This is a genomic window from Streptomyces canus (genome assembly GCF_001514145.1).
GTDB lineage: Bacteria > Actinomycetota > Actinomycetes > Streptomycetales > Streptomycetaceae > Streptomyces > Streptomyces canus.
This window is the reverse complement of sequence record NZ_KQ948660.1, coordinates 589,680-614,736: the sequence shown is the minus strand read 5'-3', so window position 1 is coordinate 614,736 and position 25,057 is coordinate 589,680. Positions and strand designations below refer to the sequence as shown.

Annotated in this window: 25 protein-coding genes; 9 read left to right on the top strand and 16 right to left on the bottom strand. The window is 70.5% G+C overall.

Features of this window, described 5'->3' with window-relative positions:
• Positions 1-169 precede the first annotated feature (169 nt).
• The 3 genes from AQJ46_RS19680 to AQJ46_RS19670 all read left to right on the top strand — a co-directional run bounded on the left by AQJ46_RS19680 (position 170) and on the right by AQJ46_RS19670 (position 5,373).
• Positions 170-1,984 carry a bifunctional metallophosphatase/5'-nucleotidase gene (locus tag AQJ46_RS19680; protein WP_059206806.1) on the top strand — a complete coding sequence of 605 codons (1,815 nt, stop codon included), beginning with the start codon at positions 170-172 and terminating at the stop codon, positions 1,982-1,984.
• Between the two features lie 70 nt (positions 1,985-2,054).
• Positions 2,055-3,191 carry an LmeA family phospholipid-binding protein gene (locus AQJ46_RS19675; RefSeq protein ID WP_059206805.1) on the top strand — a complete coding sequence of 379 codons (1,137 nt, stop codon included), beginning with the start codon at positions 2,055-2,057 and terminating at the stop codon, positions 3,189-3,191.
• A gap of 397 nt (positions 3,192-3,588) precedes the next feature.
• Positions 3,589-5,373: an ABC transporter ATP-binding protein gene (locus tag AQJ46_RS19670; RefSeq protein ID WP_059206804.1), complete on the top strand. Its 1,785-nt coding sequence runs from the start codon at positions 3,589-3,591 to the stop codon at positions 5,371-5,373.
• A 131-nt stretch (positions 5,374-5,504) separates the two neighbouring features.
• On the opposite strand, the gene AQJ46_RS19665 is transcribed toward AQJ46_RS19670, so the two are convergent.
• The 9 genes from AQJ46_RS19665 to AQJ46_RS19625 form a co-directional block, all read right to left on the bottom strand.
• Positions 5,505-7,268, bottom strand: a complete 1,764-nt coding sequence (locus AQJ46_RS19665) for an immunity 49 family protein (protein WP_059206803.1) — start codon at positions 7,266-7,268, stop codon at positions 5,505-5,507.
• Between the two features lie 90 nt (positions 7,269-7,358).
• Entirely contained in the window at positions 7,359-9,401 is a 2,043-nt protein-coding gene (locus AQJ46_RS19660; protein WP_059206802.1) for a pectinesterase family protein, read from the bottom strand.
• A gap of 81 nt (positions 9,402-9,482) precedes the next feature.
• Complete coding sequence (locus tag AQJ46_RS19655; protein ID WP_059206801.1) at positions 9,483-10,340, bottom strand: hypothetical protein; 858 nt, start codon at positions 10,338-10,340, stop codon at positions 9,483-9,485.
• A gap of 133 nt (positions 10,341-10,473) precedes the next feature.
• The gene (locus AQJ46_RS19650) at positions 10,474-11,946 is read right to left on the bottom strand and encodes a sensor histidine kinase (protein WP_059206800.1); all 1,473 of its coding nucleotides are present in this window, start codon (positions 11,944-11,946) and stop codon (positions 10,474-10,476) included.
• Positions 11,943-12,680 carry a response regulator transcription factor gene (locus AQJ46_RS19645; protein WP_059206799.1) on the bottom strand — a complete coding sequence of 246 codons (738 nt, stop codon included), beginning with the start codon at positions 12,678-12,680 and terminating at the stop codon, positions 11,943-11,945. The genes AQJ46_RS19650 and AQJ46_RS19645 overlap by 4 nt, the downstream gene beginning before the upstream one ends.
• Before the next feature lie 99 nt (positions 12,681-12,779).
• Complete coding sequence (locus tag AQJ46_RS19640) at positions 12,780-12,962, bottom strand: hypothetical protein (protein WP_059206798.1); 183 nt, start codon at positions 12,960-12,962, stop codon at positions 12,780-12,782.
• A 28-nt stretch (positions 12,963-12,990) separates the two neighbouring features.
• The gene (locus AQJ46_RS19635; protein ID WP_059206797.1) at positions 12,991-14,169 is read right to left on the bottom strand and encodes a S1C family serine protease; all 1,179 of its coding nucleotides are present in this window, start codon (positions 14,167-14,169) and stop codon (positions 12,991-12,993) included.
• 131 nt (positions 14,170-14,300) lie between these two features.
• Positions 14,301-15,323, bottom strand: a complete 1,023-nt coding sequence (locus AQJ46_RS19630) for a LacI family DNA-binding transcriptional regulator (RefSeq protein WP_079072352.1) — start codon at positions 15,321-15,323, stop codon at positions 14,301-14,303.
• Between the two features lie 117 nt (positions 15,324-15,440).
• Positions 15,441-16,241 (bottom strand): response regulator transcription factor, encoded by an 801-nt coding sequence (locus AQJ46_RS19625; RefSeq protein ID WP_059206795.1) that lies wholly within the window; start codon positions 16,239-16,241, stop codon positions 15,441-15,443.
• Positions 16,242-16,359: 118 nt separating this feature from the next.
• Here AQJ46_RS19625 and AQJ46_RS19620 point away from each other — a divergent pair, with 118 nt between their 5' ends.
• The 3 genes from AQJ46_RS19620 to AQJ46_RS19610 are packed head-to-tail and all read left to right on the top strand — an operon-like array spanning position 16,360 to position 19,035.
• A complete protein-coding gene (locus tag AQJ46_RS19620; RefSeq protein ID WP_079072351.1) occupies positions 16,360-17,259 on the top strand; it encodes an alpha/beta hydrolase in 900 nt (299 codons plus the stop codon).
• 37 nt (positions 17,260-17,296) lie between these two features.
• Complete coding sequence (locus AQJ46_RS19615) at positions 17,297-17,551, top strand: MoaD/ThiS family protein (protein WP_007382997.1); 255 nt, start codon at positions 17,297-17,299, stop codon at positions 17,549-17,551.
• Positions 17,552-17,553: 2 nt separating this feature from the next.
• Positions 17,554-19,035 carry a hypothetical protein gene (locus AQJ46_RS19610; RefSeq protein ID WP_059206794.1) on the top strand — a complete coding sequence of 494 codons (1,482 nt, stop codon included), beginning with the start codon at positions 17,554-17,556 and terminating at the stop codon, positions 19,033-19,035.
• Here AQJ46_RS19610 and AQJ46_RS19605 read toward each other — a convergent pair.
• The 7 genes from AQJ46_RS19605 to AQJ46_RS19580 all read right to left on the bottom strand — a co-directional run bounded on the left by AQJ46_RS19605 (position 19,032) and on the right by AQJ46_RS19580 (position 22,615).
• Positions 19,032-19,445: a VOC family protein gene (locus AQJ46_RS19605; protein WP_107117288.1), complete on the bottom strand. Its 414-nt coding sequence runs from the start codon at positions 19,443-19,445 to the stop codon at positions 19,032-19,034. The genes AQJ46_RS19610 and AQJ46_RS19605 overlap by 4 nt on opposite strands.
• A gap of 10 nt (positions 19,446-19,455) precedes the next feature.
• The gene (locus AQJ46_RS19600) at positions 19,456-19,716 is read right to left on the bottom strand and encodes a DUF3099 domain-containing protein (protein WP_059206793.1); all 261 of its coding nucleotides are present in this window, start codon (positions 19,714-19,716) and stop codon (positions 19,456-19,458) included.
• A 74-nt stretch (positions 19,717-19,790) separates the two neighbouring features.
• On the bottom strand, positions 19,791-20,078 hold the full coding sequence (locus AQJ46_RS19595; protein ID WP_020122955.1) for a DUF1416 domain-containing protein: 288 nt from the start codon (positions 20,076-20,078) through the stop codon (positions 19,791-19,793).
• Positions 20,079-20,137: 59 nt separating this feature from the next.
• Positions 20,138-20,977 carry a sulfurtransferase gene (locus AQJ46_RS19590; RefSeq protein ID WP_059206792.1) on the bottom strand — a complete coding sequence of 280 codons (840 nt, stop codon included), beginning with the start codon at positions 20,975-20,977 and terminating at the stop codon, positions 20,138-20,140.
• Positions 20,978-21,086: 109 nt separating this feature from the next.
• Positions 21,087-21,167, bottom strand: coding sequence for an Ms5788A family Cys-rich leader peptide (locus tag AQJ46_RS59050; RefSeq protein ID WP_350751515.1), 81 nt, complete (start codon positions 21,165-21,167; stop codon positions 21,087-21,089).
• A gap of 222 nt (positions 21,168-21,389) precedes the next feature.
• Positions 21,390-22,118 (bottom strand): LmeA family phospholipid-binding protein, encoded by a 729-nt coding sequence (locus AQJ46_RS19585; protein ID WP_059206791.1) that lies wholly within the window; start codon positions 22,116-22,118, stop codon positions 21,390-21,392.
• A gap of 134 nt (positions 22,119-22,252) precedes the next feature.
• Positions 22,253-22,615, bottom strand: a complete 363-nt coding sequence (locus AQJ46_RS19580; RefSeq protein WP_037711040.1) for a DsrE family protein — start codon at positions 22,613-22,615, stop codon at positions 22,253-22,255.
• A 234-nt stretch (positions 22,616-22,849) separates the two neighbouring features.
• Between AQJ46_RS19580 and AQJ46_RS19575 the strand changes: the two genes are divergently transcribed.
• From AQJ46_RS19575 to AQJ46_RS19565, 3 genes are all read left to right on the top strand, one after another.
• Positions 22,850-23,023 (top strand): DUF397 domain-containing protein, encoded by a 174-nt coding sequence (locus AQJ46_RS19575; RefSeq protein ID WP_318656720.1) that lies wholly within the window; start codon positions 22,850-22,852, stop codon positions 23,021-23,023.
• A 106-nt stretch (positions 23,024-23,129) separates the two neighbouring features.
• Complete coding sequence (locus AQJ46_RS19570) at positions 23,130-23,891, top strand: hypothetical protein (protein WP_059206789.1); 762 nt, start codon at positions 23,130-23,132, stop codon at positions 23,889-23,891.
• On the top strand, positions 23,888-24,709 hold the full coding sequence (locus AQJ46_RS19565; protein ID WP_059206788.1) for a hypothetical protein: 822 nt from the start codon (positions 23,888-23,890) through the stop codon (positions 24,707-24,709). Before AQJ46_RS19570 ends, AQJ46_RS19565 begins: the two co-directional genes overlap by 4 nt.
• Positions 24,710-25,057 lie beyond the last annotated feature (348 nt).

Sequence of the window (25,057 nt, the reverse complement as noted above, 5' to 3'; positions counted from 1 at the left end):
CGAGGGTAAGGGGAGGTACGGGCAAAGCGGCGGCAAAGAAGCAACCAGGATGTAACCACGAAACCTCTGTCGCGCTACGCGCGTTGACCCTAGGCTGCGCCGGGACGGGGGCACTTCCTCATCCGGAATCACCGGAACCACCGGATTCAGCAGAAGCTCAGGGGGGCGTATGCCAGCCATATCCCAGTCGCACCAGTCGGACGCCGGTCGTCGCAGACGTCGTACGTACCGTCTGGTCGCCGCAGCCGCCGGTCTCGCCACCGTCGGCGCCCTCGCCGCCGCACTGCCCGCGGGCGCGCACGACAACAAGCACGGCAAGCCGCTGCCGAGCCGCTACCAGGACGTCCAGCTGCTGTCCTTCAACGACCTGCACGGCAACCTGGAGCCGCCGTCCGGCTCCTCCGGCCGGGTCACCGAGCTCCAGGCGGACGGGACCACCAAGACGATCGACGCCGGTGGTGTCGAGTACCTCGCCACCCATCTGCGCGAGGCGCGCAAGGCGAACGGGTACTCCATCACCGCCGCCGGTGGTGACATGGTCGGCGCGTCTCCGCTGATCTCGGGTCTCTTCCACGACGAGCCCACCATCGAGGCGCTGAACAAGCTCGACCTGGACGTCACGTCCGTCGGCAACCACGAGTTCGACGAGGGCGCCAAGGAACTGGCCCGTCTGCAGAACGGCGGCTGTCACCCCACCGCCGGCTGCTACACCGACGAGAAGTTCCAGGGCGCCGACTTCCCCTACCTCGCGGCGAACGTCCTGGACGAGAAGACCGGCAGGCCGATCCTCAAGCCGTACTGGGTGTGGAAGAAGAAGGACGTCAAGGTCGGCTTCATCGGCGTCACCCTGGAGGACACCCCGGGTGTCGTCTCCGCCGAGGGCGTCAAAGGCCTGAAGTTCAAGGACGAGGTCGAGACGATCAACAAGTACGCCAAGGTGCTGCAGAAGCAGGGCGTCAAGTCGATCGTGGCCCTCATCCACGAGGGCGGGCTGCCGGCCTCGGGCTCGTACAACTACAACTGTGACTCCCCGGGCGCCGGTGACGGCATCTCCGGCCCGATCGTCGACATCGCCAAGAACATCTCGCCGTCCGTGGACGCCCTGGTCACCGGCCACACGCACGCCGCGTACGTCTGCACGATCCCCGACCCGTCGGGCAAGCCCCGCATGGTCACCTCGGCCGCCTCCTTCGGCCGGCTCTACACGGACACGACGCTGACGTACGACCGCTTCACCGGCGACATCGCCCGTACGGCCGTGAAGTCGGCGAACCACGTGGTCACCCGGACCGTCGCCAAGGCGCCCGACATGACCCAGCTGATCAGCAAGTGGAACACCCTCGCGGCGCCCATCGGCAACCGTGCGATCGGCTGGATCTCCGCCGACGTCCCCAGCACCGGCACCGAGTCGCCGATGGGTGACCTGATCGCCGACGCGCAACTCGCGTACGGCAAGGGGCTCGACCCCGAAACCGACCTCGCGCTGATGAACCCGGGCGGTGTCCGGGCGGGCCTGACCTACGCGGCCAAGGGGACCGAGGGCGACGGAGTGGTGACGTACGCCGAGGGCTTCACCGTGCAGCCCTTCTCCAACACCGTGAACCTCCAGGACTTCACCGGGGCCCAGCTGATCAAGGTCCTCCAGGAGCAGGTGAGCGGGTCGAACACGGCCTCGCCGAAGGTCCTGCAGCCGTCGGCGAACCTCACGTACACGCTGGACCTGACGAAGACCGGCGCGGATCGGATCGTCCTCGGCTCCGTGAAGCTGAACGGCACGGCCGTCGACCCGGCGGCCACCTATCGCGTCGCGACCAACAGCTTCCTGGCGGGCGGCGGCGACGGCTTCACCACGCTGGGCCAGGGCACGAACGACCTCGTCGGCGGCGACGACCTCGCCGCTCTCGTGGAGTACCTGACGGCCAACTCGTCGGCGAGCAGCCCGATCGCACCGCCGGCCGCGAACCGGATCACGGTCGTTCAGTAGATCGTGAGCTGAGTCGCACGGGCCCGGAGCGGGTTGCGGGTGGGGGGCGTTCGCATGATCGGATGGATCGATGCGTTCCCCCCACCCCGTACCCACGCACCCCCACCCGTATGACGTCCCTGACGAAGAACCCCCGGCCCCGCCGACCACCCACCGCCGCACCGGGCGGAGGCGTCGGCGGGGCCGTTTCGCAGGCCTGCCGTTCGCGCTGAAGACGGTCGCCTCGCTGCTGGTGCTGGCCGCCTTCCTCACCCTCGCCGACCGCTGGGCCGTCCTGTACGCCGAGCACAGGGCCGCGGACACCCTCAAGGACCGGCTGCGGCTGACCGCGGCGCCCGAGGTGGAGATCGACGGCTTCCCCTTCCTGCCGCAACTCGTGGGCAGGCGCCTGGACTCGGTCAAGGTGACCGTCCCGGATGTGGCGGCCGACCGGGTCACGCTGGCCGCGGTGTCGGCGACGGCCCATGACATACGGCTCGACGGGGACGGTCCGACCTCCGTGCGCGGGGCGCGAGTTCCCCGGCTCGACGGCGACGTGCTGCTCTCCTTCGCCGACATGAACCGTGAACTCGGCGCGTCCCAGGTGACGTTCACCGGGGCGGGCCGGGACCGGGTCGCCGTGCGCGGCACTCTTCCGGTCGCCGGACACGACCTGCGGCTGCGGGCCGACGTGCGCGTGGCGCGCGACGGGGAGCGGGGCGTCGACACCCGGATCGGCGGGATGCGCCTGGACATCGGGGAGCTGGCGACCTACCGGCCGGGTACGCGCGCCTCGCAGGGCCTGCATCTGACCCGTGCGTCCGCGGCGGCCCTGGCCCGGGAGACGCGCAAGGCCCGTGCCGTGCTGGCGGTACCGTCCGTGGTGCGCGCGCTGGGCGTGCCCGATGCCACCGTGCGTGAGGCGCAGCGCTCCGACACCGCGCTGTCCCGTCTGACCGGCCGCCCGGAGTTCGTACGGCAGGCCATGCGTCTGAACCTCCTCGACCTGGCCCTGGCCCACCCCGAGCTCCTGGACCGCCTGGGCCTGGACCCGGCGCTGCTCGACGCCCTCTCCCACCTGACCCGCCCGGTCCTCGCCGACCGCCTCTCCCTCGGCTTCCGGCTGCCCGAGCCGCCGAGCGGTGACCTGCGCCTGCGGGACGTACGCGTGGCGAAGGACGGCATCAGGGTGAGCGTCGAGGGCTCCGGACTGGCGGTCGGTCCATAGATGTCCGCCTTTAAATTCTGTGTCAGCCTTTCAATTCTCAGGCGATACACAACCAGTCTTATTGAGGTCTAAGGCGGAATGGCTTTTTCGGCCGCGGGAATGCCGTAGTGTTTTCCATGTAGAAAGCGAACGACGCAAACGGAATTCGCCAAGTAAATCAAATTCATTCATAGGCAGAGAAGGACGCAGACATGAGCTTCCACAAGATCGCCCCCGTCAAGAAGGCCGCCAAGCCCGCTCCGGCCCCGAAGAAGAAGGCGCCGAAGAAGCACGCGCCGAAGCGCCGTCCCATCGCCCACAAGGGCTGAGGGAGCACGCCGCGAGGCGGGGCCACCGGCAGCGAGCGCGTCTCGCGTCGGGGGCCCCGCCTCGGCCGTCTCCACGAAAGGGAGTCGTCATGAGGGAAGTCCGCGAGGCCTTCCGCCGTTTCTGGCCGCTGACCCGCGGCGACCGCAAGTGGCTGGCGGCGATCGTCGCGTGCGTGGTGGTGTCCGCGCTCGCCGAGACCGCCGCGATCCTGCTGTTCGCGGAACTCACCGACAGCGCCCTGAAAGCCGGTTCGCTCTCCGCCTTCTGGGGCCCGGCCGGCGCCTGGCTCGGTGTCGCCGCGCTCGGCGCGCTCGTCGGCTACTTCGGCAACTCGCTCGCGACCTGGACCGCGGAGAGATTCGTGCTGCGCCTGCGCGCGAAGGTCTTCCGGCACATCCAGGACCTGCCCCCGCACTTCTTCCAGAAGCACCGTCAGGGCGATTTGGTCGAACGCCTCACCGGTGACGTCGAGGCCATCGAGCAGATGGTCGTGTCCGGCGTCGTCGGCACCGTCGCCGCCGCCTTCTCGGCCGTCTTCTACTCGGCCGCCGCCCTGTACCTGCGCTGGGACCTCGCTCTGGCCACCTTCGTCCTCGCGCCCCTGTTCCTGTTCGCCGCCCGCCGCTTCTCCGGCCGGATCAAGGAGGCCTCGCAGGAGGAGCGGGTCGCGGACGGCGCGATCACCTCCGTGGTGGAGGAGTCGCTCGGCAACGTGGTCCTCACGCAGGCCTACAACCGCCGCCGCGACGAGGAGAGGCGCCTCGACCGCGAGGCCCGCGCCTGGATGAAAGCCTCCGTGCGCGGGGCCCGGCTGAGCGAGATGTACGAGCAGTTCGTCGAGGTCGTCGAGACGCTGTGTGTGCTGGCCGTGATCGGTCTGGGCGTCTGGGAGATCTCGGCCGGCCGTATGACCCTCGGTCAGCTCCTCGCCTTCGCCGCCTTCATCGGCTATCTGTACCCGCCGGTCCGCAACCTCGGCCAGCTGGGTCTGACCCTCACCGCCGCCACCGCGGGCGCCCAGCGCCTGAACGAGATACTGGACGCGAAACCGTCGGTGGGCGACCCGGCCGACCCCGTCCCCGTCTGGCCGGTCCGCGGCTGGGTCGGCTTCCACGGCGTGCACTTCCGCTACCCCACCGCCCGCCGCGACTCCCTCACCGACGTGTCCTTCTCGGCCGCGCCCGGCGAACTGGTGATCATCACGGGCCCGAGCGGCGCCGGCAAGTCCACCCTGTCCAAGCTCCTCACCCGTTTCTACGACCCCTCCGCGGGCGTGATCACCCTGGACGGCGTCCCGCTCACCCACATGGGCCTGGAGTTCCTGCGGGAGCAGGTCGCGTTGCTCCCGCAGGAGACTCTGATCCTCAACGGAACGATCCGCGAGAACATCGGGACGGGCCGGCCGGGCGCGAGCGACGAGGAGATCGAGCAGGCGGCCCGGTCGGCGGCGGCCCACGACTTCATCTCCTCGCTCCCCGAGGGCTACGACACCGAGATCGCCCCCGGCACGGCGGCACTGTCCGGCGGCCAGCTCAAGCGGATCACCATCGCCCGCGCGATGCTCCGGGCCGCGCCCGTCCTGATCCTCGACGAGCCCACCGCCGGCCTCGACTCGGTCGCCGCGCGCCAGGTCGTGCACCCCCTGCGCCGGCTGGTGTCCGGCCGGACGACCATCATGATCACCCACGATCTGAGCCTGGCCCCGGACGCGGACCGCATCCTGGTCGTCGACGGCGGGCGCCTGGTGGAAGCGGGCACCCACGCGGAACTGGTCGCCGGCCGAGGCGCCTACGCCCGTCTGCTGGGCCCGCTCCCCGAGGACACGATGGTCCTGCGGAAACTGCCGGACGACACCGTGCCCCTGCGCCGCTGACCGCACCCCGTACCCATCGGCCCCGCCAGGACCCCGTGATCACCCCACCGATCACGGAGCCCTCCGCGGGGCCTTCGCCCGTGGGCCACGACGACCGGTGGGCCCGGCCCTCGACGGCGTCCCGCAGGCCGTCAGAACGGCTCCGCGGCCGCCACGATCCGCGGCGGCAGATACGGCGACCTCACCCTGATCTCCCAGCCCCGCCTCCGCGCGTGGCAGACGAGGGCCAGGATGTCGAGGCTCAGCGCGGCGTCGGGGTCGGTGGGGCGGTCGGCGACGGCGTAGTGGTCGCGGTGGGCCGTGAGGGCGTCCAGGAGGGCCAGGTTGAAGCTCTCCTCGTCGCCCTCGACGAGCTGGGAGAAGAGCACCGCGGGCGGCGGCAGGACACCCTGGTCGCGGGCCTTCCCGGCGTCCCGCAGCGCCAGGTCCGTGGCGGGCTCGGGGTCCTCGCCCCGCAGATAGGCGTGCAGGGCCCGCCGGTAGGAGGCCGGCACCGAACGGTCGGGGCCGACACGCTCGGGCCCCGCCAGGACCAGCGGCGCCAGATGCTCCCGCCGGCCCGTGACCAGCGCGAGGTGCACCGCCCGGTGCCAGGCCCCCGGCCCGGCGTCCTCGTCCCGGCAGGCGGGGTAGGTCACGGTCCTGCCGTCGATCGTCACCGGCACGTCGGTGCCGGGCTCCGCCAGCGTGGTACGGAACAAGGCGGCCCCCAGCTCCGCGGCCAGCCGCAGGTTCTCCAGCTGGGCGTCGCTCGCGTCGGGCGTGTGCGCGGCACGGGTCCGGAAGAGGAGCTCCTGGTAGGTGACGGCGTAGGCCAGCTCGAAGGTGGTGAGCGACTTGCCGGGCATCGGGGTGATGGCGTCCCGGGTGTACCGCTCGAACTGCTCCTCGCTGTCCGGGTCCAGAGGACGCGGCTCCAGGATCCGCCCGAACTCCACCACCCCCGCGGCGAGTTCGGCCACCGCGTCCGGGCGGCGGGCCCGGCCGTAGGGCCCCACCCGCGGCGGCGTGGCCTTGAAACCGGTGACCAGCGCGTCCGGCAGATAGTCGCTGTCGGCGGCCGGCGGCCAGCCCTCCTCGCGGTACGCCAGTGCCGTCAGGGCGATCGGCAGGAGCGGGAGAAGACTGCCCGGACGCGCTCCCGGCCCGGGAGTGCCGGTCAGCGGCCTCAGCAGTCGTACGACCGCCTCGTCGAACCCCTCCCGGTCACCCGCGGTCAGCGCGCGCAGCGCCCGCAGCCCGATGCCGTACGGCTGGTCGGCAAGGTGCTCGCCGGTCTCCGCCTCCCGGGCCCGGACCCGGTCGAGTGCCGCGTCGAGCGCGGTGAGCTTCTCCTGGCGGGAAGGCGGGTAGGTGACGTCGTCGTCGCCGGTGTCGCCGATGACGAAGGCCATGAAGCCGTTGATCAGTTCGGCGTCGGGGTGGCCGGAGCGGTCCTGCTGGGGGGTCTCGCGCGCGAAGTGGAAGGCCTCGCCGTGCCATTGGGTCTTCTCGGCGAGGATCGCCAGGCAGAAGGCGTCCAGCCACTTGGCGGCCGAGACCGGCTCCGGGGTGCCGCCGGGCTCGCGGTCGTAGACCAGGCCCCAGTTCGGGTAGGTGAGGAAGACCTCGAAGTGGTCGCGGGGGAAGTACGCCGCGTACGCCACCGCGCCGGCGGCCGCCTCGGCGGCGTCCTCCAGGACCGCCTTCGCCTCGGGGGAGTGCAGACCGGGGGTCTCCACCGAGAGCGCGCCGAGATACTCGACGAACTCCTGGGCGATCAGCCACCACTCCCATGCCGTCACCGGGCCGGCCTTGGACATGGAGTGGACCTGCGAACCGATCCTGTTCGCGAAGTCCTTCCGCACCGCCGAAACGGCTGCCTCGCCGACCCGATGCCTTTCGATACGTACCACTTTCCGCTCCCCCGTCCGACACCTCGATCTACGGAAACCAGCCTAGATCGAGGGTCTGACAGTGGAGCGGAAAGCCGGTGAAACGCCAGGTCAGGAGCTGGTCGGCGTCCAGTCGCCCAGCCAGTCCGCGACCTCCTGGCCGGTGGCCTGCGCGTCGGTCAGCTGCGGCCGGTCACTGCTCGCCGCACCCGAGCCCGCGCCGGTGTTCTTGTACTCCGCGAACCGGTCGTCCTTCCAGGAGAAGCCGCTCATGTCGGTCCACGGCGTGGACTTGATCGCGGCGCTCAACGACGTGTTGCGGACCGTGGTCTGCGGGTCGAGGCTCGCGTCACCACCGGCGTGCCAGGGGCGGCCCAGGTAGAAGCTCGCGGAGGAGACGTCCCCGTTCACGGTCGAGTTGGCGATGAGGATGCCCTTGCGGCCCGCGGCGGTGCTCGGCGCGGTCACGTAACCGGCCGACGTGCCGTTCCAGCGCTTCTTCAGCGTGATGACGGACTTGTCGATCACCGCGGTGGCCCGCCCGAAGATGAAGTCGACGTTGCCGATGACGTAGGAGTTGGTCATGTAGACCCGGCCCAGCTTCTCCTTGGCCGCGGTGTCCACGAGGAGCGTGTCCTGGTCGCCGCTGACGATGACCCCGTCCAGGAACACCTTGTCGGCGGCGGTGCGCAGGGCGACCGCCTGGCCCGCGATGTCCTGGTGACTGGCCTCGTCGAAGTCGTTGGAGATCGTCAGGTTGCGGGCCTGGAAGTCGTCGGCCTCGACGGTGACGGTGGCGCTGCCGCCGGTGCCGTAGGTGCCCGAGCCGTCGGGCTTGGGGGTCCCGGACGCGTTGTTGTAGACGATCACCGTGTCGTTGCGGCTGCCACCCGACCCCTGGATGGTGACGTGCGGTTTGTTGGACGGCACCTTGACCAGCTCGCGGTAGGTCCCCGGCTTCACCGAGATCACCACACGGGAGGGGTTGTTGGCCGGTACCGCGTTCACCGCTGCCTGCACGGTCGAGTACTGCCCGCTGCCGTCCTTGGCGACGGTGAGCGTGGTCGCGGCGGCGGCCTTCGTCGAGGCGGTCGCCGTCGTACCGATCGAACTCCGCGGTCCCACGCCGGACTTGAGAAGCGCCGGTACGTCGGCCGTCTTGTCGAGCGTGTAGGCGTAGTACGTCTTCGGGTCGAAGGCCGTGCCCCCGCTCTCGTTGCGCCCGCTCGTCCCCACGAAGGTGTTGCCCTTCTGGACGATGCTCGCGGTGCTGTCCTTGATGACGGGGTTCTTGAAGCCCTGGAAGTAGGAGTTCTCCAGGACCATCCTGGTCGCGCCGCGCGAGTAGTTGCCGTAGGAGGAGTTGATGTCCGTCCCGGCCACGTCCTCCAGGAAGTTGTTGTAGAGGTGCGCGTGGGCGGCGTTGTCCGTGGACGGGTTGCGCTGCTCGGTCTCGCGGATCCAGTTGTGGTGGATGGTGATGTCGGTGACGACGTTCTCCGTCCAGCCGATGCCGAACGCCTTGTTGTCCTGGCTGAGTTTGTTCCAGGAGACCGTCACATAGGTGCTGTCCTTGCGGACGTCGATGAGTCCGTCGGCCATGTGCCGCAGGTCGTTGTGGTCGATCCACACGTGGTGGGCGCCGTCCATCTGGATGGCGTCGAAGTCGTGTTCCTTGTCGTTCCACACGCCCTGGTAGGCGTCCCGGATGGTGAGGTTCCGGATGATCACGTTGTGCACGCCGGAGCCGAGGAAGAAGCCGCCGCCGACGATCTGCCCGGAGGTCCCGGACCCGACGATGGTCTTGTTGCTCTGGACCTTGATCTCTTTCCCGACCGGGTCCATGGTGATCGTCGCGGCGACGACGATGACGTACGGCTCGCTCGCCGTCGCGTACTTCTCCAGGTCGGCGAGCGTCCTCACGGTGACGATCTGACCGTCCCGGCCGCCGTACGTCCCGTTCTGGCCGAGCGCGTTGACGGAGGCGAAGCCGTCCGCGGTGGCGGTGGCCCAGGCGGGAGCGGCGGTGGTGGCGGCGGAGGCCCGGGGCTGGCTGCCCGGGAGCCCACCGTAGGCCAGCCCTCCGGCGGCCGTCAGGATGAGCGGAACACCGAGGGCGAGGGCGGTTGTCCGGCGTCGGCGATGCTGGGCCATGGGGGGCATCCGTTCCGTGCGGGGGTAGGGACCGCAGAGCAGTCGCCGCCCCCCGCACGGAAGGTTGCCGCGTGAACGCGCCTACTTGGCGCAGGACTTCGGGTCGAGGTTCTCCTGCCACTTGTCCTCACGGCCGTCGGGCTGGCCGTTGGGCAGGAGCTTGTCGGAGATGCCGTCGATGTAGTAGCCGTACGAGTAGATCGTCTTCCAGCTCGCGTCCCGGCCACGCCAGGTGTGCGTGGTGACCTCGCCGTCGCCCTTGTTCCACTGGTAGTCCTCGACGTAGAACACCGGGTTCACGCGGACCACCCGCTGGTACGGCGTCCAGGTGGTCGCCACCTGGGTGCACGGCGGTATGGACTTCTCGCTGCGCCGCTCGAAGGACGAGGTCTTCTCCCAGCCCCATTCGTAGCCGGCGCTGCCGCCCACGGTGCCGGAGAAGATGCTCTTGGCCAGGGAGAGGCTGATGCTGGCGCCGACGCTCTTCTTGGCGAAGGTCTTGGTGCTGTACCCGCTGACGAAGGTCACCTTGTCCTCGGTCGTGCCGTGGTTGCCGGTCCACTCGGAGGTGCGGACGGGCTCGCCCTTCACGGACCAGGTCGAGGACTGCGCGTACCCGCACCAGCCGCGGAACAGCTCCCACGGTCCGGCGGGCACCCACAGCCCGAACACGTCCCGCAGGTACTCGTCCTGCGTCTTGAACTCGCCGGTGTCGACGTTGAGCGCACCGTAGACCCCGGTCAGGCTGGTCTCCTGGCTGCACAGCCGGTCCAGCATGACGTCGGTGTCCCCGGGGTCCACGCCCCGGACGTTCTGGGCCCCGCCGGGACCGGCCGCCTGGGCGGTACCCGCACCGGCCAGCAGCCCGGCGACGGCGAGGGCCGCGGACGCGGCGGCGAGGGCGCTCTTCTGCAGAGTCGATGTACGAAACAAACGCATGGGGGGTTCTTCACTCCTGAGTGCTGAGGACAGATGCGTGGGGCACCTGTTCGACACCTCAGGAAGCTGGCAGAGAACCCGTGAGTAGGGTCGAGAACGCGTGAGGGTTGACAGGACATCGACAGCTTGGCGTTCACTCTACGACGGCGGGAGCCTCCGGTGGCGGAGTCGGCGCCCCCGGCAGTCGTACGGTCGCGATGGTGCCGCCGCCTCCGGCGTGGCCGAGGGTGACCTCGCCGCCGGCCTGCTGGACCGTGCGGGCCACGATGGAGAGGCCGAGACCGGAGCCGGGCAGCGCGCGGGCCGACGGAGAGCGCCAGAACCGGTCGAATACGTACGGGAGTTCCTCGGCGGGGATACCGGGGCCGTGGTCGCGGACGGTGAGGACCCCCTCGTTCAGCCGGACCTCGACCGTGCCGCCCTCGGGGCTGAACTTCACTGCGTTGTCAAGGATGTTGACGACGGCGCGCTCCAGTGCGGCCGGTTCGGCCCGGGTGTACCAGGGTTCCAGCGAGGCGTCGATGGTCAGGTCCGGGCCCCGCAGCCGTGCCCTGCGCAGCGCCGACTCGACGGTGTCCTCCAGCGAGACGACCTGTACCCGCTCTCCGCGCTGGCCCTCCGATCGGGACAGCTCCTGCAAGTCACCGATCAAAGACGCCAGTTCGGTCATCTGCGCCTTCACGGACGCGAGCAGCGCCTTGCGGTCGGCCTCGGGGAGGGGGCGGCCGGTCTCCTCACTGCGGGTGAGGAGCTCGATGTTGGTGCGCAGGGAGGTGAGGGGGGTGCGGAGTTCGTGCCCCGCGTCGGCGATGAGCTGCTGCTGGAGCTCGCGGGAGCTGGCGAGGGAGCTCGTCATCGAGTTGAAGGAGCGCGACAGGCGGGCGACCTCGTCCTCGGCGTCGTCCTCGACGGGGATGCGGATGTTCAGGTCCTCGGTGCGTGCCACCCGCTCGACGGCCTCGGTGAGCTCGTCGACGGGGCGGAGGCCGGCGCGGGCCACGAAGAGGCCGGCGGCACCGGCGCCGAGGACTCCGATGCCGGAGACGAGGAGGAGGATGAGGGCGAGTTCGTTGAGGGTGGACTGGGTGGTCTTCAGAGGAACGGCCACGGTGAGCGCGGCCTCGGTGTACAGCTGGGGCTGTGAGCCCGGCCCCTGGCTGACGTACAGGGGTGTCGTCAGCACTCGTACGGCTTTGCCGTCAGAGTCGGTGCCGTTGCGAAGGATCCCTCTCTTGCTGGTCGCGTCCTTGATCACGTTCTCGTCGGCGTCGGTGGTCTTGACCCTGCCCAGGGAGTTCGACGAGACGCAGGCCTTGCCGTTCGCCTGCACCAGCTGGAGGTAGACCTCGGCCCTGATCCGGAAATCGCCGAAGGTCTCCACCGGTGTCTGGGGGCACTCGGTGAGGGTGGCCACGACCGCCTGAGCCTGCTGCGGTCGCGCCGCATTCTGCAGATCCTCGTCGAGCTGGTCGTACAGCTTCCCCTGCACGATGAACCAGCAGGTCACCGACACCGCCGCCACCGCGAACGCCACCGCTGCCGCCACGAGCAGCGCCAACCGCGACCGGATCGGAAGGGACCGATATCGCCGTACGACCCTCTTCACTCGGCGCCACCCTGCCGCAGCACATACCCCACGCCGCGAACCGTGTGCACGAGCCGCGGCTCACCGCCCCCCTCCGTCTTGCGGCGCAGGTACATCACGTACACGTCCAGCGAGTTGGACGACGGCTCGAAGTCGAAGCCCCACACCGCCTTCAGGATCTGTTCCCTGGTCAGCACCTGGCGCGGGTGGGCCATGAACATCTCGAGCAGGGTGAACTCGGTACGGGTCAGCTCCACCGGCCGCCCCGCACGCGTGACCTCACGGGTCGCGAGATCCATCCGCAGATCGGCGAAGGTGAGCGCCTCGTCGTCCTCGGCGGACCCCGCACCGGCCGCCGCGGCGTACGAGCTGCGCCGCAGCAGCGCACGGACCCGGGCGAACAGCTCGTCGAGCTCGAACGGCTTGACCAGATAGTCGTCGGCGCCCGCGTCGAGCCCGGTGACCCGGTCACCGACCGTGTCACGGGCCGTCAGCATCAGGATGGGGGTCGTGTCGCCCGCGCCGCGGATGCGCCGGGCGGCGGTGAGTCCGTCCATGCGGGGCATTTGGATGTCGAGGACGACCAGGTCGGGCCGGTACGCGGTCGCCTTGTCGAGCGCGTCCGCGCCGTCCACGGCCACCTCCGTGTCGTAGCCCTCGAAGGCGAGGCTGCGCTGGAGTGCTTCGCGCACCGCCGGCTCGTCGTCGACGATCAGGATGCGCTGGGGGTCACGGTCGCCTTCGGCGGGGCTCATGGCTGGGGATTCCTCGGGTGCGGTGGGACGGCAGGGGGCTGAAACAGTGAACGCTTTCAGCCTCGCACGGTTCCCGGTCGGTGCGTCATGGGCAGGGGTTCAGCCGCGTGCGGGGCTGCGGCGGCGGCTGCGGGCGGCGCTCACCCCGCGGCGGGCCACCGCCACGGACGCCACCTCGGGCGCCCGCGTCACCGGCGGGTGCAGTGCGTACGCCACCTCGAGGGCCAGGGTGAATCCGGCCGGGTCGGTGCCGGCCACCGGGTGTGAAACCTGCTTGATCATGACGTACTCCTCGCGAAGGTCAGGGGTGTCAGTTGTCGGCGCCGCCGGCCCGCAGCGTGGCCAGGTCGGACTTGACGGTGTTGATCGGGATGGAGAAGCCGAGGCCAGCGCTGCCGGCCGTCGAGGAGTCCGAACTGGCGGAGTACATCGCGGAGTTGATGCCGATGATGTTGCCGTTCATGTCGATGAGCGCGCCGCCGGAGTTGCCCGGGTTCAAGGACGCGTCCGTCTGGATGGCCTTGTACGTCGTCGTGGACGAACCGGTGTCGCCGTTGAACTGCTGGCCGCCGAACTCGAACGGCCACTGACCGCTGCCGCCGCCCTGGCCCTGCCCCTGGCTCTGGCCCTCGTCCGTCGAGACGGTGACGTCCCGGTCGAGGGCGGAGACGATGCCGCTGGTGACGGTGCCGGTGAGGCCCTCGGGGGAGCCGATCGCCACGACCTGGTCGCCGACCTGGACGCCGTCGGAGTTGCCGAGGGTGGCCACGGTCAGGCCGGAGGCGTTCTCCAGCTTGATGAGGGCGAGGTCCTTCTTGCTGTCGGTGCCGACGACCTTCGCGGTGTAGGTCTTGCCGTCGCTGGTGCTCACCTTGATGGAGGTGGCGCCGGAGATGACGTGGTTGTTGGTGATGATCTCGCCGTCGCTGGTGATGATCACGCCGGAGCCGGTGGACTCGCCGGCGTTCGAGGCGGCGTTGATCTCGACGATGCTCGGGCTGACCGCCTTGGCGACCCCGGAGACCGTGCCCTTGGCGGAGGACGGCACCACGCTGGTGCTGGTGCTGCTGCTGGAGGCGACCGTGTCGTTGCCGGTCAGCTCCTGGATGCCGTAGGCGGTGCCGCCTCCTATCGCCGCGGCGACGATCGCGACGGCGGCGAGGAGGGCGAGCGGGCCGCGGGTGCGCTTCTTCGGCGCGGGGGGCGCGGGCTCGGCCGGGGGCGCGGTGAGCAGAGCGGTCCCGCCGCCGTTGCCGTCACCGCCGTACGAACCGGCGCCCGCGGAGGCGTAGGCGGCGGGCTGGGCCTGCCGGCCGCCCTGCCACACGGTCGTCGGCTCGACGACCGGCTGCTGGAGCGGCGCCGCGGGCGGCTGGGCCGGCGGGGGCGGCCACTCGGGGTTCACGGGCGAGGAAGCGTGCTGCTGGGCGCCCTGGTAGGGGGTCTCGTACTGCTCGTACTCGCCGTCGCGGCGGAAGCTCTCGGTCATGACAAGAAGCTTGTCCCGCGACCATGAGAGCTCCCTGAGTGCTCCCTGAGAAGCCCGGCAGAACCTCGTATGCCCGATATAAAGCCGCCGCTGGCCTCCGGCGCCGCGTTCTCAGGCGCCTTTAAGGGAACTCACTCGCACCCGCAGGACCGCCGCACGACCAGCTTCGACGGGAACACCTTCAGCCGCTCCCGGCGGGACCCCGCGACCCGGAGTCCGTCGTCCAGCACCAGGTCCACCGCGGCCCGGGCCATCGCCGACCGGTCCGACGCGATCGTCGTCATCGGCGGATCCGCGAGCGCGGCTTCCTTGATGTCGTCGAACCCGATGACCCCCAGCTCGCCCGGCACGTCGATGCGCAGCTCACGCGCGGCCCGCAGCAGGCCGATCGCCTGGTCGTCGGTGGAGCAGAAGATCGCCGGGGGGCGATCGGGCCCGGAGAGCACGCCGAGCGCCACCTGATACGCGTCGTAGCGGTTGTACGGCGCCTCGAAGAGCCGTCCCTCGGTGGGGAGCCCGGCCTCGTCCATGGCCCGTCGCCAGCCCTCGACGTGATCGGAGACCGGGTCGCCCACGGCGGGAGTGTCGGCGGTACCGCCCATACAGGCGACGTAGGGGTATCCGTGCCCGAGCAGATGCTCGACGGCGGTCTTCGCGCCGGAGAGGTCGTCGAGGACGACGGCGACGTCGTCGATCGCCTCCGGCCGCTCGTGCAGCAGCACGACCCGCGCGTCCCACGCATCGATCTCGGCGGCGGCGTTGTCGTTCAGCGCATGGGAGACCAGGATCAGCCCGGACACCCGCATCCCGAGGAACGCCCGCAGGTAGTGGACCTCGCGCTCGCCGATGTAGTCGGAGTTCCCGACGAGCACCATCTTCCCGCGCTCGGACGCGGCCTGTTCGACCGCGTGCGCCATCTCCGCGAAGAACGGCTGGCGCGCGTCCGGGACGATCAGGCCTATGAGATCCGTACGCCGGGACGCCATCGCCTGGGCGACCCGGTCCGGCCGGTACCCCAGCTCCTTGATCGCGGCGAGGACACGCTCGCGCGTGGCCGGGGCAACCGGCCGGGGTCCGTTGTTGATGACATAACTGACTACGGCGGTGGACGTTCCCGCCAGTCGCGCCACATCATCCCTGGTTACCTTGGCCACGCGCGGAGTCTACGCGGATGGACCCGCTCTGGGCAGGGCGTGAAGGAGGCACTGTGCCCCCGCAAAGGCCTACCGGGAAGTAGCCGGTGCGGGAGCCATGCCCAGGCGGAGAACCCGCTATGCCTCGGCCGGTACCTCGGAGGCGTCCAGGGCGGCGCTCTCGTCCGCATCCTCCGCGTTTGCCTGGCCGGAAGCGCCGGTCACGGCGCCCTTGGCCTTGGCCTCGTCGCTCGCGCCGACGCTGCCCTTCTCCGGCGTAACGAATCGATAACCGACGTTCCGGACGGTCCCGATCAGCGACTCGTGCTCGGGTCCGAGCTTCGCGCGCAGCCGTCGTACGTGGACGTCGACCGTCCGGGTGCCACCGAAGTAGTCGTAGCCCCAGACCTCCTGCAGCAACTGCGCGCGCGTGAAGACGCGGCCGGGGTGCTGGGCGAGGTACTTGAGGAGCTCGAACTCCTTGAAGGTGAGGTCGAGGACCCGGCCCTTGAGCTTCGCGGAGTACGTCGCCTCGTCGACCGAGAGGTCGCCGTTGCGGATCTCCATGGGGGAGTCGTCGTTGACGATCTGCTGGCGGCCCATGGCCAGCCGCAGACGCGCCTCGACCTCCGCCGGTCCCGCGGTGTCGAGAAGGACGTCGTCGATGCCCCAGTCGGCGGTGACGGCGGCGAGGCCGCCCTCGGTCACGACGAGGATGAGCGGACAGCCGGGCCCCGTGGAGCGCAGCAGCTGGCACAGGCTGCGGACCTGCGGCAGATCACGGCGCCCGTCGATGAGGATGACGTCGGCACCCGGGGTGTCGACGAGGGCGGGGCCTTCTGCCGGCGCCACACGCACATTGTGCAGGAGCAGGCCGAGGGCAGGCAGCACCTCCGTCGATGGCTGGAGGGCATTGGTCAGGAGCAGCAGAGAACTCATATGTCTGGTTCCTCCTCGGTCCCGCGAGGTCATGGCCTTCGTATACAGGGGTATCCGAAAGCACAAAAGGACCCGGGGGCTGCGTTGCCCGAGTCCTCTTCCGACGAGAATAGCCCACATGAGCATTGATCCGGCAGGTCGTGTGGCGCGTTCCACGGGTAGTCCGCACTCTGAGACGCGCAGACATGCACCTATACGGACGTTTCTGCACACCGACGACGGTGTGACGATCGATTCCGTATACGATCCGCCCTCCCTCGTATACGACGCCTCCCGGCCACCTGCGCGTGACCTGGTGTTCGTGATCGCGCACGGCTTCACCGGCGATGTGGATCGTCCTCATGTTCGCCGGGTGGTGAACGTGTTCACGCGGTACGGCGCCGTGGTCACCTTCTCCTTCCGCGGCCACGGAGCCTCCGGGGGGCGCTCGACGGTCGGCGACCGCGAGGTGCTGGATCTGGCCGCCGCGGTGGCCTGGGCCCGCGAACTCGGCCACGCGCGCGTGGCGACCGTCGGCTTCTCCATGGGCGGCTCGGTGGCGCTGCGGCACGCGGCGCTGTACCGGCCCGACGGCGGTCCGGACGGGCCGGTGCGCGAAGGGCGCACGGGACGGGAGGGGCGCAGGGACGCGTACCCGGACGCGGTGGTCTCGGTGAGTGCGCCGGCCCGCTGGTACTACCGCGGCACGGCCCCCATGCGAAGACTCCACTGGCTCGTGACCCGGCCCGAGGGCCGCCTGGTGAGCCGCTACGGATTCCGTACGAGGATCCATCACCGCGACTGGGACCCCGTCCCGCTCTCCCCCGTCGAGGCGGTCCGGGAGATCGCCCCCACCCCGCTGCTGATCGTCCACGGCGACCGCGACGGCTACTTCCCCCTCGACCACCCGCGGATGCTCGCGGAGGCCGCCGGCGACCACGGCGAGCTGTGGATCGAGCCCATGGGCCACGCCGAGCACGCGGCCGACGACGAGCTGCTGGGCCGTATCGGGGACTGGGCTGTCACAGCGGGCGGCTAGCCTGGCCCCGTACACCATCGATCGATTGAGGAAGCGGATGCCAAAGGTCACGGTGCGCTACTGGGCCGCCGCGAAGGCCGCGGCCGGGATCGCCGAGGAGCCCTTCGACGCGGCCACGCTCGCCGAGGCGCTGGACGCGGCGCGCGAGCGACACCCCGGTGAACTGGTGCGGGTCCTGCGGCGATGCTCGTTCCTCGTCGACGGTGACCCCGTGGGCACCCGCGGACATGAGACGGTACGGCTGGCCGACGGCGGCACGGTCGAGGTGCTCCCGCCGTTCGCAGGAGGGTGACGATGACGAACCAGCCGTACGAGGACTACGAGCAGTATCCGCAGCAGGGCTGGCCGGCCCAGCAGGCGTACGACGACGACGCCCAGGCGGCCCAGCAGCACACCCAGCAGTGGCAGGGCCAGACCTGGGACACCCAGGTGCACCGACCGGTCCAGTCCGCGCCGGAGACGTCGTATCTCCCGCAGCAGGACTACGAGGGCGGGCCCCAGGGGTACGGACCCCCGCAGGGAGCTCCGGGGGCCGGCGCGTACGGCTCCCCAGCGGCTCCCGACCCGGCGTACGGCTCCGCGCCGACTTCCGGCCCCGCGGCGTACGGCTCGGCGTCGACTTCTTCCGACCCTGCCGGTCATGGTCGTGCCTCGGCGGCTCCCGGTCCTGCTGGGTATGGCTCCGTGCCGGCTTCTCCGGACTCCGCGGGTCATGGTCATGCGTCGCCGGCTGCCGGTTCTGCCGAGTATGGCTCCGCGTCGACTTCTTCCGACCCCGTGGGTCATGGTCGTGCCTCGGCGGCTCCCGGTCCCGCCGGGCAGGGGCCGGGCCAGATGGCACCCGGCCCGGCCGGTCACGGACCTGCGCCGACGGCTCACGGTCCTGCCGGTCATGCTTACGCCCCGGGGGGTGGGGGCCCCGTCCACGGGTCCGCCCAGGCACATCCCGGTGCCGCCGGGCACGGGTCCGCGTCCGACGCCTCCGGCTACGGCCCCGCCACCGTCGCCGGCAACCCCCGCGTCACCGACGCCCAGCGGGCCCGTCTCGAGGGCCGCTCCCCGATCATCGAGCCCGGCATCCAGCCCGCCGCCCTCACCGCGCTGCTCGGCCTGCTGCTCTCCGGAACGGCGGCCGTCGGGTCGTACGCCCTCCTCGTGCCCCTCGTCGTCCTCCAGGCCGTCACCGCGGCCGGCTGGTTCCGGCTGAACGGCATGTGGCCCGCCCGGCAGGGCATCGCGCTGGCGTTCCTCGGGGCGCTGGTGGCCGACGCGGCACTCCTGACGGCCGGCCGGGAGAACGCGCCCGCCGCGATCCTCGGCACCCTCGGCGTCTGGGTCCTGCTCAGCCTGGTGATGCAGCTCCGCTCGCACGCAGACCCCGACGAGCGGATGTACGGCCTGATGGCGACCGTCGCCTCGGCGGCACTGGCGATCGTGGCGACCGGCCACCTCGCGGCGGACCCGGACGCGGTGACGGTCGGCGCGGCCGCCGTGGCCGTGGCGGTCCTGGCTCGCGCGCTGCCCCTGCCGACCCCGGCCTCGGTGGTCGTCTCCCTGCTCGCCGCGGCGGGCGCGGGCATCGCGGTCGGCGGGATGACGGGGCTCGGCGCGAAGGGCGCCTTCCTCGGCGCGGGCGCGGCGGTGTGCGCGCTGATCGGCCACCGGGTCGCGAGCTACGACTACCCGTCCCGCTTCGTGCACTTCACGGCGGGCGTGGCCCTGCCGCTGGCCGCGGCGGCTCCGGCGGTGTACGTGCTGGGCCGGGCGATCGGCTAGGTCGGCCCAGGCGTCTCGGTCCACAGGCAGAAGGGGTGCCCGGACGGGTCGAACAGGACCCGGACGTCGTCCTGCGGCTGGTACTCGGCGAGCCGCGCCCCTTCCGCCACCGCTCGCGCGGTCTCGGCCGCCAAGGCGTCCGGGCCGCCGTCGACCTCGATGTCCAGATGCAGCATCATCTGCTGCTCGCCGGGCTCGCGGGTGGGCCACACGGGCGGCAGGTACTCGGCTTCGGTCTGGAAGGCGAGGGAGGTGCCCCCGGTGCCGGGCGGCGGTCCGAGGAGGACCCAGTGCGGCTCCTCGGCGCGCACCACGTACCCGAGGAGGCGCTGGTAGAAGGCGGCGAGTTCGTGGGCGTCATGCGTGTCGAGGACGACGGTGGACAGCGACAGCCTCGCGGAAGAAGACATGCGGGCCTTCCTACTGGCGCCGCTTCTTCCCGTCCAGCTCGTCCCACCACTCGTCGGACTTCGCGTCGCCGGAGGGGTCGTCCCACCAGCGGTCGTCGGGCCCGCGCCGGTTCGCGACGACCGCGGCGAGCGGGGGGATCAGCATCGCCACCACGCACATTCCCACGGCCACCGGCACCGACCAGAGCCGCACGACTCCCCAGGCCAGGACGAACAGCCCGATGCACGTGCCCATCATGGCGAAGTAGACATGCCGTCGTCGCGCCAACATAGGTCCAGCGTAGGCCTGGAAAGGCCGGAGGGCCGTACCCCACGGGTACGGCCCTCCGGTGTCGGTCAGGTGCCTCAGACCGCGATCGCGACCTCGGCCAGGCCGCCCTGCTGGGCGACGACCGTGCGGTCGGCGGTGGCGCCGGGGACGAGGGCGCGGACGGTCCAGGTGCCCTCGGCCGCGTAGAAGCGGAACTGGCCCGTCGCGGAGGTCGGGACCTCCGCCGTGAACTCGCCGGTCGAGTCCAGGAGGCGGACGTAACCCACCACAGGCTCGCCGTCACGCGTCACCTGACCCTGGATCGTGGTCTCACCGGGCTTGATCGTCGAGGCGTCCGGGCCGCCGGCCTTCGCTCCACACATGTCTTTCTCCAAAGAAGGGGTCTGACCGGAAGGAAGGCCGGTCGGGTTGGACGGGTGTCTTACTTGTTGGCGCCGAGCTCGATCGGAACGCCGACCAGGGAGCCGTACTCGGTCCAGGAGCCGTCGTAGTTCTTGACGTTCTCGACACCCAGCAGCTCGTGCAGCACGAACCAGGTCAGGGCCGAGCGCTCACCGATACGGCAGTACGCGATGGTGTCCTTGGCGAGGTCGACCTGCTCCTCGGCGTAGAGCTCCTTGAGCTCGTCGTCCGACTTGAAGGTGCCGTCGTCGTTGGCGTTCTTCGACCACGGGATGTTGCGCGCGGACGGGACGTGGCCCGGACGCTGCGACTGCTCCTGCGGCAGGTGGGCCGGGGCGAGCAGCTTGCCGGAGAACTCGTCGGGGGAACGGACGTCGACCAGGTTCTGCGAACCGATGGCCGCCACCACGTCGTCGCGGAAGGCGCGGATGGACTTGTTCTGCGGCTTCGCCGTGTAGGCCGTCTCGGTCCGCTCCGGGACCTCCTCGACCAGCTCGCGGGCGTCCAGCTCCCACTTCTTGCGGCCGCCGTCGAGAAGCTTGACGTTCTCGTGGCCGTACAGCTTGAAGTACCAGTAGGCGTAGGACGCGAACCAGTTGTTGTTGCCGCCGTAGAGGATCACCAGGGTGTCGTTGGCGATGCCCTTCGCCGAAAGGAGCTTCTCGAAGCCCTCCTGGTCGACGAAGTCGCGGCGGACCGGGTCCTGCAGGTCCTTGGTCCAGTCGATGCGGATCGCGTTGCGGATGTGGTTCTTCTCGTAGGCGGACGTGTCCTCGTCCACCTCCACGATCGCGATGTCGGGGTTGTCGAGGTTGGCCTCGACCCAGTCGGCATCGACCAGGACGTCGCTGCGGCTCATGCTCTTTCTCCTCCGGGGCAGTTGCGGCGGGGCGTGCGAAAGGGTGTGCGGGACGCACGGATGCCCTGGGGCGCCAGGGCAAGGGGATGCGGAGGTCGATGCCGTCCGCTCAGAAGGGGCGACAGAGCATGGCGGCGACGCGGCACAGGTCTACTGCCCGCCGCTTCGTGAGATCCGCCTGTCGCTTCATGCCGTCGATCGTAGGGACGGACATACCGGCATGTCACCGGTGTGTCGCATGCTGAGATGCGATCGTCCGGAATGTGGGACCAGAAAGCCGCCCGGGCCGTGGTCCCACGGTTCCCGGGCGGCTGTAGTCGTCATCACATCTACGGTACGGACGCCACCGTCTCGCCTGTCGGACGCAAGGCGTCCGGCGTGTCAGCGTATGGCGTACGGCCCGACGCTCGTCCTACCCGGCGAGCTTGACGTCCGAACCCTTCACCGCGATCTCCACACCGTCCGCACCCGCTTCGACCTTGTCGAGCTTGATACCGCCCGGCAGACCCTCGATCTTCTGGTCGAAGTCGGCGATCGAACGGACGTCGGAGTCGGCGAGGGTGATGTTGCCGAAGCTGGGGATCGAGTCGGCGTGCACCCGCACGGTGTCCCCGTCCACGACGCTGACGGTGCTGAGCACCGAGACGGGCTGCTCCAGGGCGCTGACCTTGATGTCGACCTTGATCTTGCCGTTGCCGCCGTCGGAGAGTCCGACGACCTTGGCGGTGACGCCCAGCGGGAGCTGGGTCTCCTCCGACTTGGCCGCCTTCAGCAGCTGGTCGTAGGCGATCGTCGCCGTGCCGGCGGCGGAGGAGGCGGTGGCGGAGCTGTAGTCGCCGGAGAACGCGACGCCCTTCATGGCGGCGTTCAGGTCGTCGATGCGGATCGTGCCGCCGCTGGTCCCGGTGTCCGCGTCGTAGTCCTTCATCCCGACCTCGACGTCGTCGAGCTCACCGCCGGCCACCTGGGTCAGGAACGGGAACCCCTTGATGTCCACGCTCGGCGTCGTGGTCAGCCCCTCCTGCGTCTTCAGCCGGTCCGCGACCTCGCCCTCCGCGAAATGGACCGCCAGACGATCGGCGGCGACGAACAGCCCGCCGAGAATCACGGCGATGATCAGAAGTATTCGCAGGGCGCGCATGCGGTGGGTCCCCCCGGGGCGGCGGTCTTGTCGACGGACGGGTGGCCGTCGAGCGTGAGACTAACCCCGCCGGGTAAGACGCCCGGCAAATTGTCGATCACCTGTGACAGGCCGCGGTCCGGCTCGGTGTCCGCTCAGTAGACGAGCGCCTGCGTCTCCTCGGCGAGCGCCTCCTGGACGAACACCTGCGCCCCCGCGATCCGTACGCCCTCGATGACGTCCTTCTCCGTGATGTCCCGGCGGGCCGCGCACTGCGTGCACAGGGTGAGCCGTCCGCCCGCGAGGATCGAGTCCAGCAGGTCGGGCAGGGGGGCCGCGTGCGGCAGCTCGAACTCGGCGGCCCGCCCCGGCAGCGCGAACCACGCCGACTCCCCGGTCAGCCACAGCGAGACGTCCACCCCACTGGCCACGGCCACTGCCGCCACGGTGAACGCTTGCGAACAGCGCTCGGGGGCATCGGCCCCGGCGGTCACCTTGATCACGAGCTTCTTCGCCATGCGGGCAGCGTAGTGCGCACGGCGGTCAGGCCGTCGCGTCGATCACCGTCAGCAGTCCCGCGATGCAGATCGCGGTGAGCACACCGGTCCAGAAGGCGTCGTCGACCAGGACCCAGGGCAGCCGCAGCCGCAGGCGTCGGCACCGGGGGCGAGGGGAGGGGGAGGAGGGCCGGGGGAGGCGCCGACTTCGCGGCCTCGGGAGGCTGCGAAGTCGGCCGGCTCGACCTGAGCGGCGTGACGTGGCGCAAGAGCAGCTACAGCAACCCGGACGGCGGCGAGTGCCTGGAAGTCTCCGACGCCCTTCCCTCCCGCGTCCCCGTCCGGGACGGCAAGGACCCCGGTCGGCGGGCGCTGGTCTTCTCCGACGAGGCCTGGTCCGTGTTCGTTGCACACGTGTCCGGATCGTGATCAAGTCGGAGCGCAACCCTGGGTGTTGACCAGCCGTCTCCTGTGAAGCGCGCATATGGAATGCGCGCTTTCACGTCTTGTGGGGGACGCAGTGGAAGTACCCGATATGGCCGGGACGGCCGGGGTGCCCGAAGCACCCGAGATACCCGAAGAGAGACCCCGCGCGCGGCGCCGGGGCCGTACGACACTCCTGATCGCCGGCGCGGCCGTACTCGGTGTCGTCGCCGGGACGTGCACGGGGTACCTGATCCAGGCCGAGCGCGAGCCGACGAAGCTGGCCTCGCTCTCCCAGCCGACGCCGGCGCAGACCAAGGGCCCGGCGCCCGAACCGCTGTCCGCCGCCCAGGACCGCCGGGTGAAGACCGACGGCGACCTGCGCAAGCTGCTGCTGCCGAAGCCGTCCGGGGTGAAGACGGCGAAGTGGCTGTCCTCCGTCGACGGCTGGCTGGACCTGCCCGCCTACGCGGACACCTACGCCAAGCCCGGCCAGGCCTTCGGCAGCGCCATCAGCGACGAGTTCCGCAGGGCCGTGTCCACGGGGTGGACCAGGGGCCAGGCGGACTTCGAGGTGCGGCTGACCCAGTTCCGGCAGGAAGAGGCCCTCGGGGCCGCCGCCGTCACGTCGGGCAACCAGTCCTGGGCGGCCGACGAGAGCTCCACGCGGAGCTGGCCCGTTCCCGGCACGGGGGACGGCATGGCGTACGTCCACGACAAGCCGAAGACCAGGGCCGGCTATCTGCCGCAGTACTACGCGGAGGCGTACGCGTGGCGCGGCGACATCGCGGTGATGATCTGGGTCTACGACACCAAGCCGGTCCCCAAGAAGACGATCATGGATCTGGTCGAGCGGCAGATGGAGCGGCTGTGAGCGAGAACGCTGAGAACGCCGAGGCCGCGGTGAGCGAGAGGGCCGTGGCGAAGCCGGCCCGCCGTGGCGGCCGTATCGCCGCGATCACCCTGTCGGTCGTGCTGGCCGGGGCCGTCGTGGCCGGGGTCGGCTACACGGTGGTCACCGTGGACGGCGCCGACCGCGACGCGGGTGCGCCGGTGTGGAAGTTCCCGAAGGGAACCGGGGCCGAGAAGGCGAAGGCCGCGGCCGCGAAGGGGCTGGCCGGGATGCTCGTGCCCTACGGGGCCGACGGGTGGAGCCGGGGGCCGGACATCGGGGAGTACGGGTACGACGCGCAGCTCAGCGGGGACCGGGCGACGGCGCTGGCGAAGGAATCGCTCTCCGGGCTGCCGCGCAGCCAGCGCAAGGAGCTGGAGAGGCGGATCGACAAGCAGCGCATCTCGGGGATCGCCATGCGCAGTTATGTCAGCACCGAGGAACTGTCCTCGGTCTACACGGACCAGGCCTCCGTCGTGACCGTCCAACTGGCCCAGATGGCGAGCTCGGCGGCCGTCCGCAGCCTCGCCCGCTCCCAGCAGGGTTTCCTCGACGCTCTCGACGTCTTCTTCGACGAGGGCCCGAAGATCGAGGGCCACAAGGACGCCGCGTGCTACCTGCCAAAGGCCGACGAGAAGGCCGGGAACGAGGACCTCGAGTCCATGTACTGCGTCGCCCCGCAGGGCAACGTCCTGGTCACGCTCAGGGCGAGCAGCGCGAAGCCCCTCCAGAAAACAGGAATAGCCATGCTTCTGCGCGAACAGCTCGACCGCATCGAGGAGCCGGGGGAAGCGGTATGACCGACCGGACGGAAGAAGCCGAACGCACCGCCGCGCCCGAACCGCCCGACGGGACCGAGCGGGGTGCCCAGGCCGAGGCGACCGAATCGGCGGCCCGGCCCGGTCAGGGCGAGCCGCATGGCGTCGACCTGCCACTCCCCGCGCCGGATCCCGCCCCTGCGTCCGAGCTCGCGCTTACTCCGGCCGTGGGGCCTGCGCCTGTGGCCGGGTCAGCGCTCGCTGGTGGTGTGGAGGGCGTGGGTGCCTCCGAGCTCGCGCCTGCGCCTGTGCCGGACCTTGTCCCTGCGTCCGAGTCCGCGCCGGCTCCCGGCGTGGAGCCTGCTCCTGTGGCCGGGTCCGCGCTCGCTG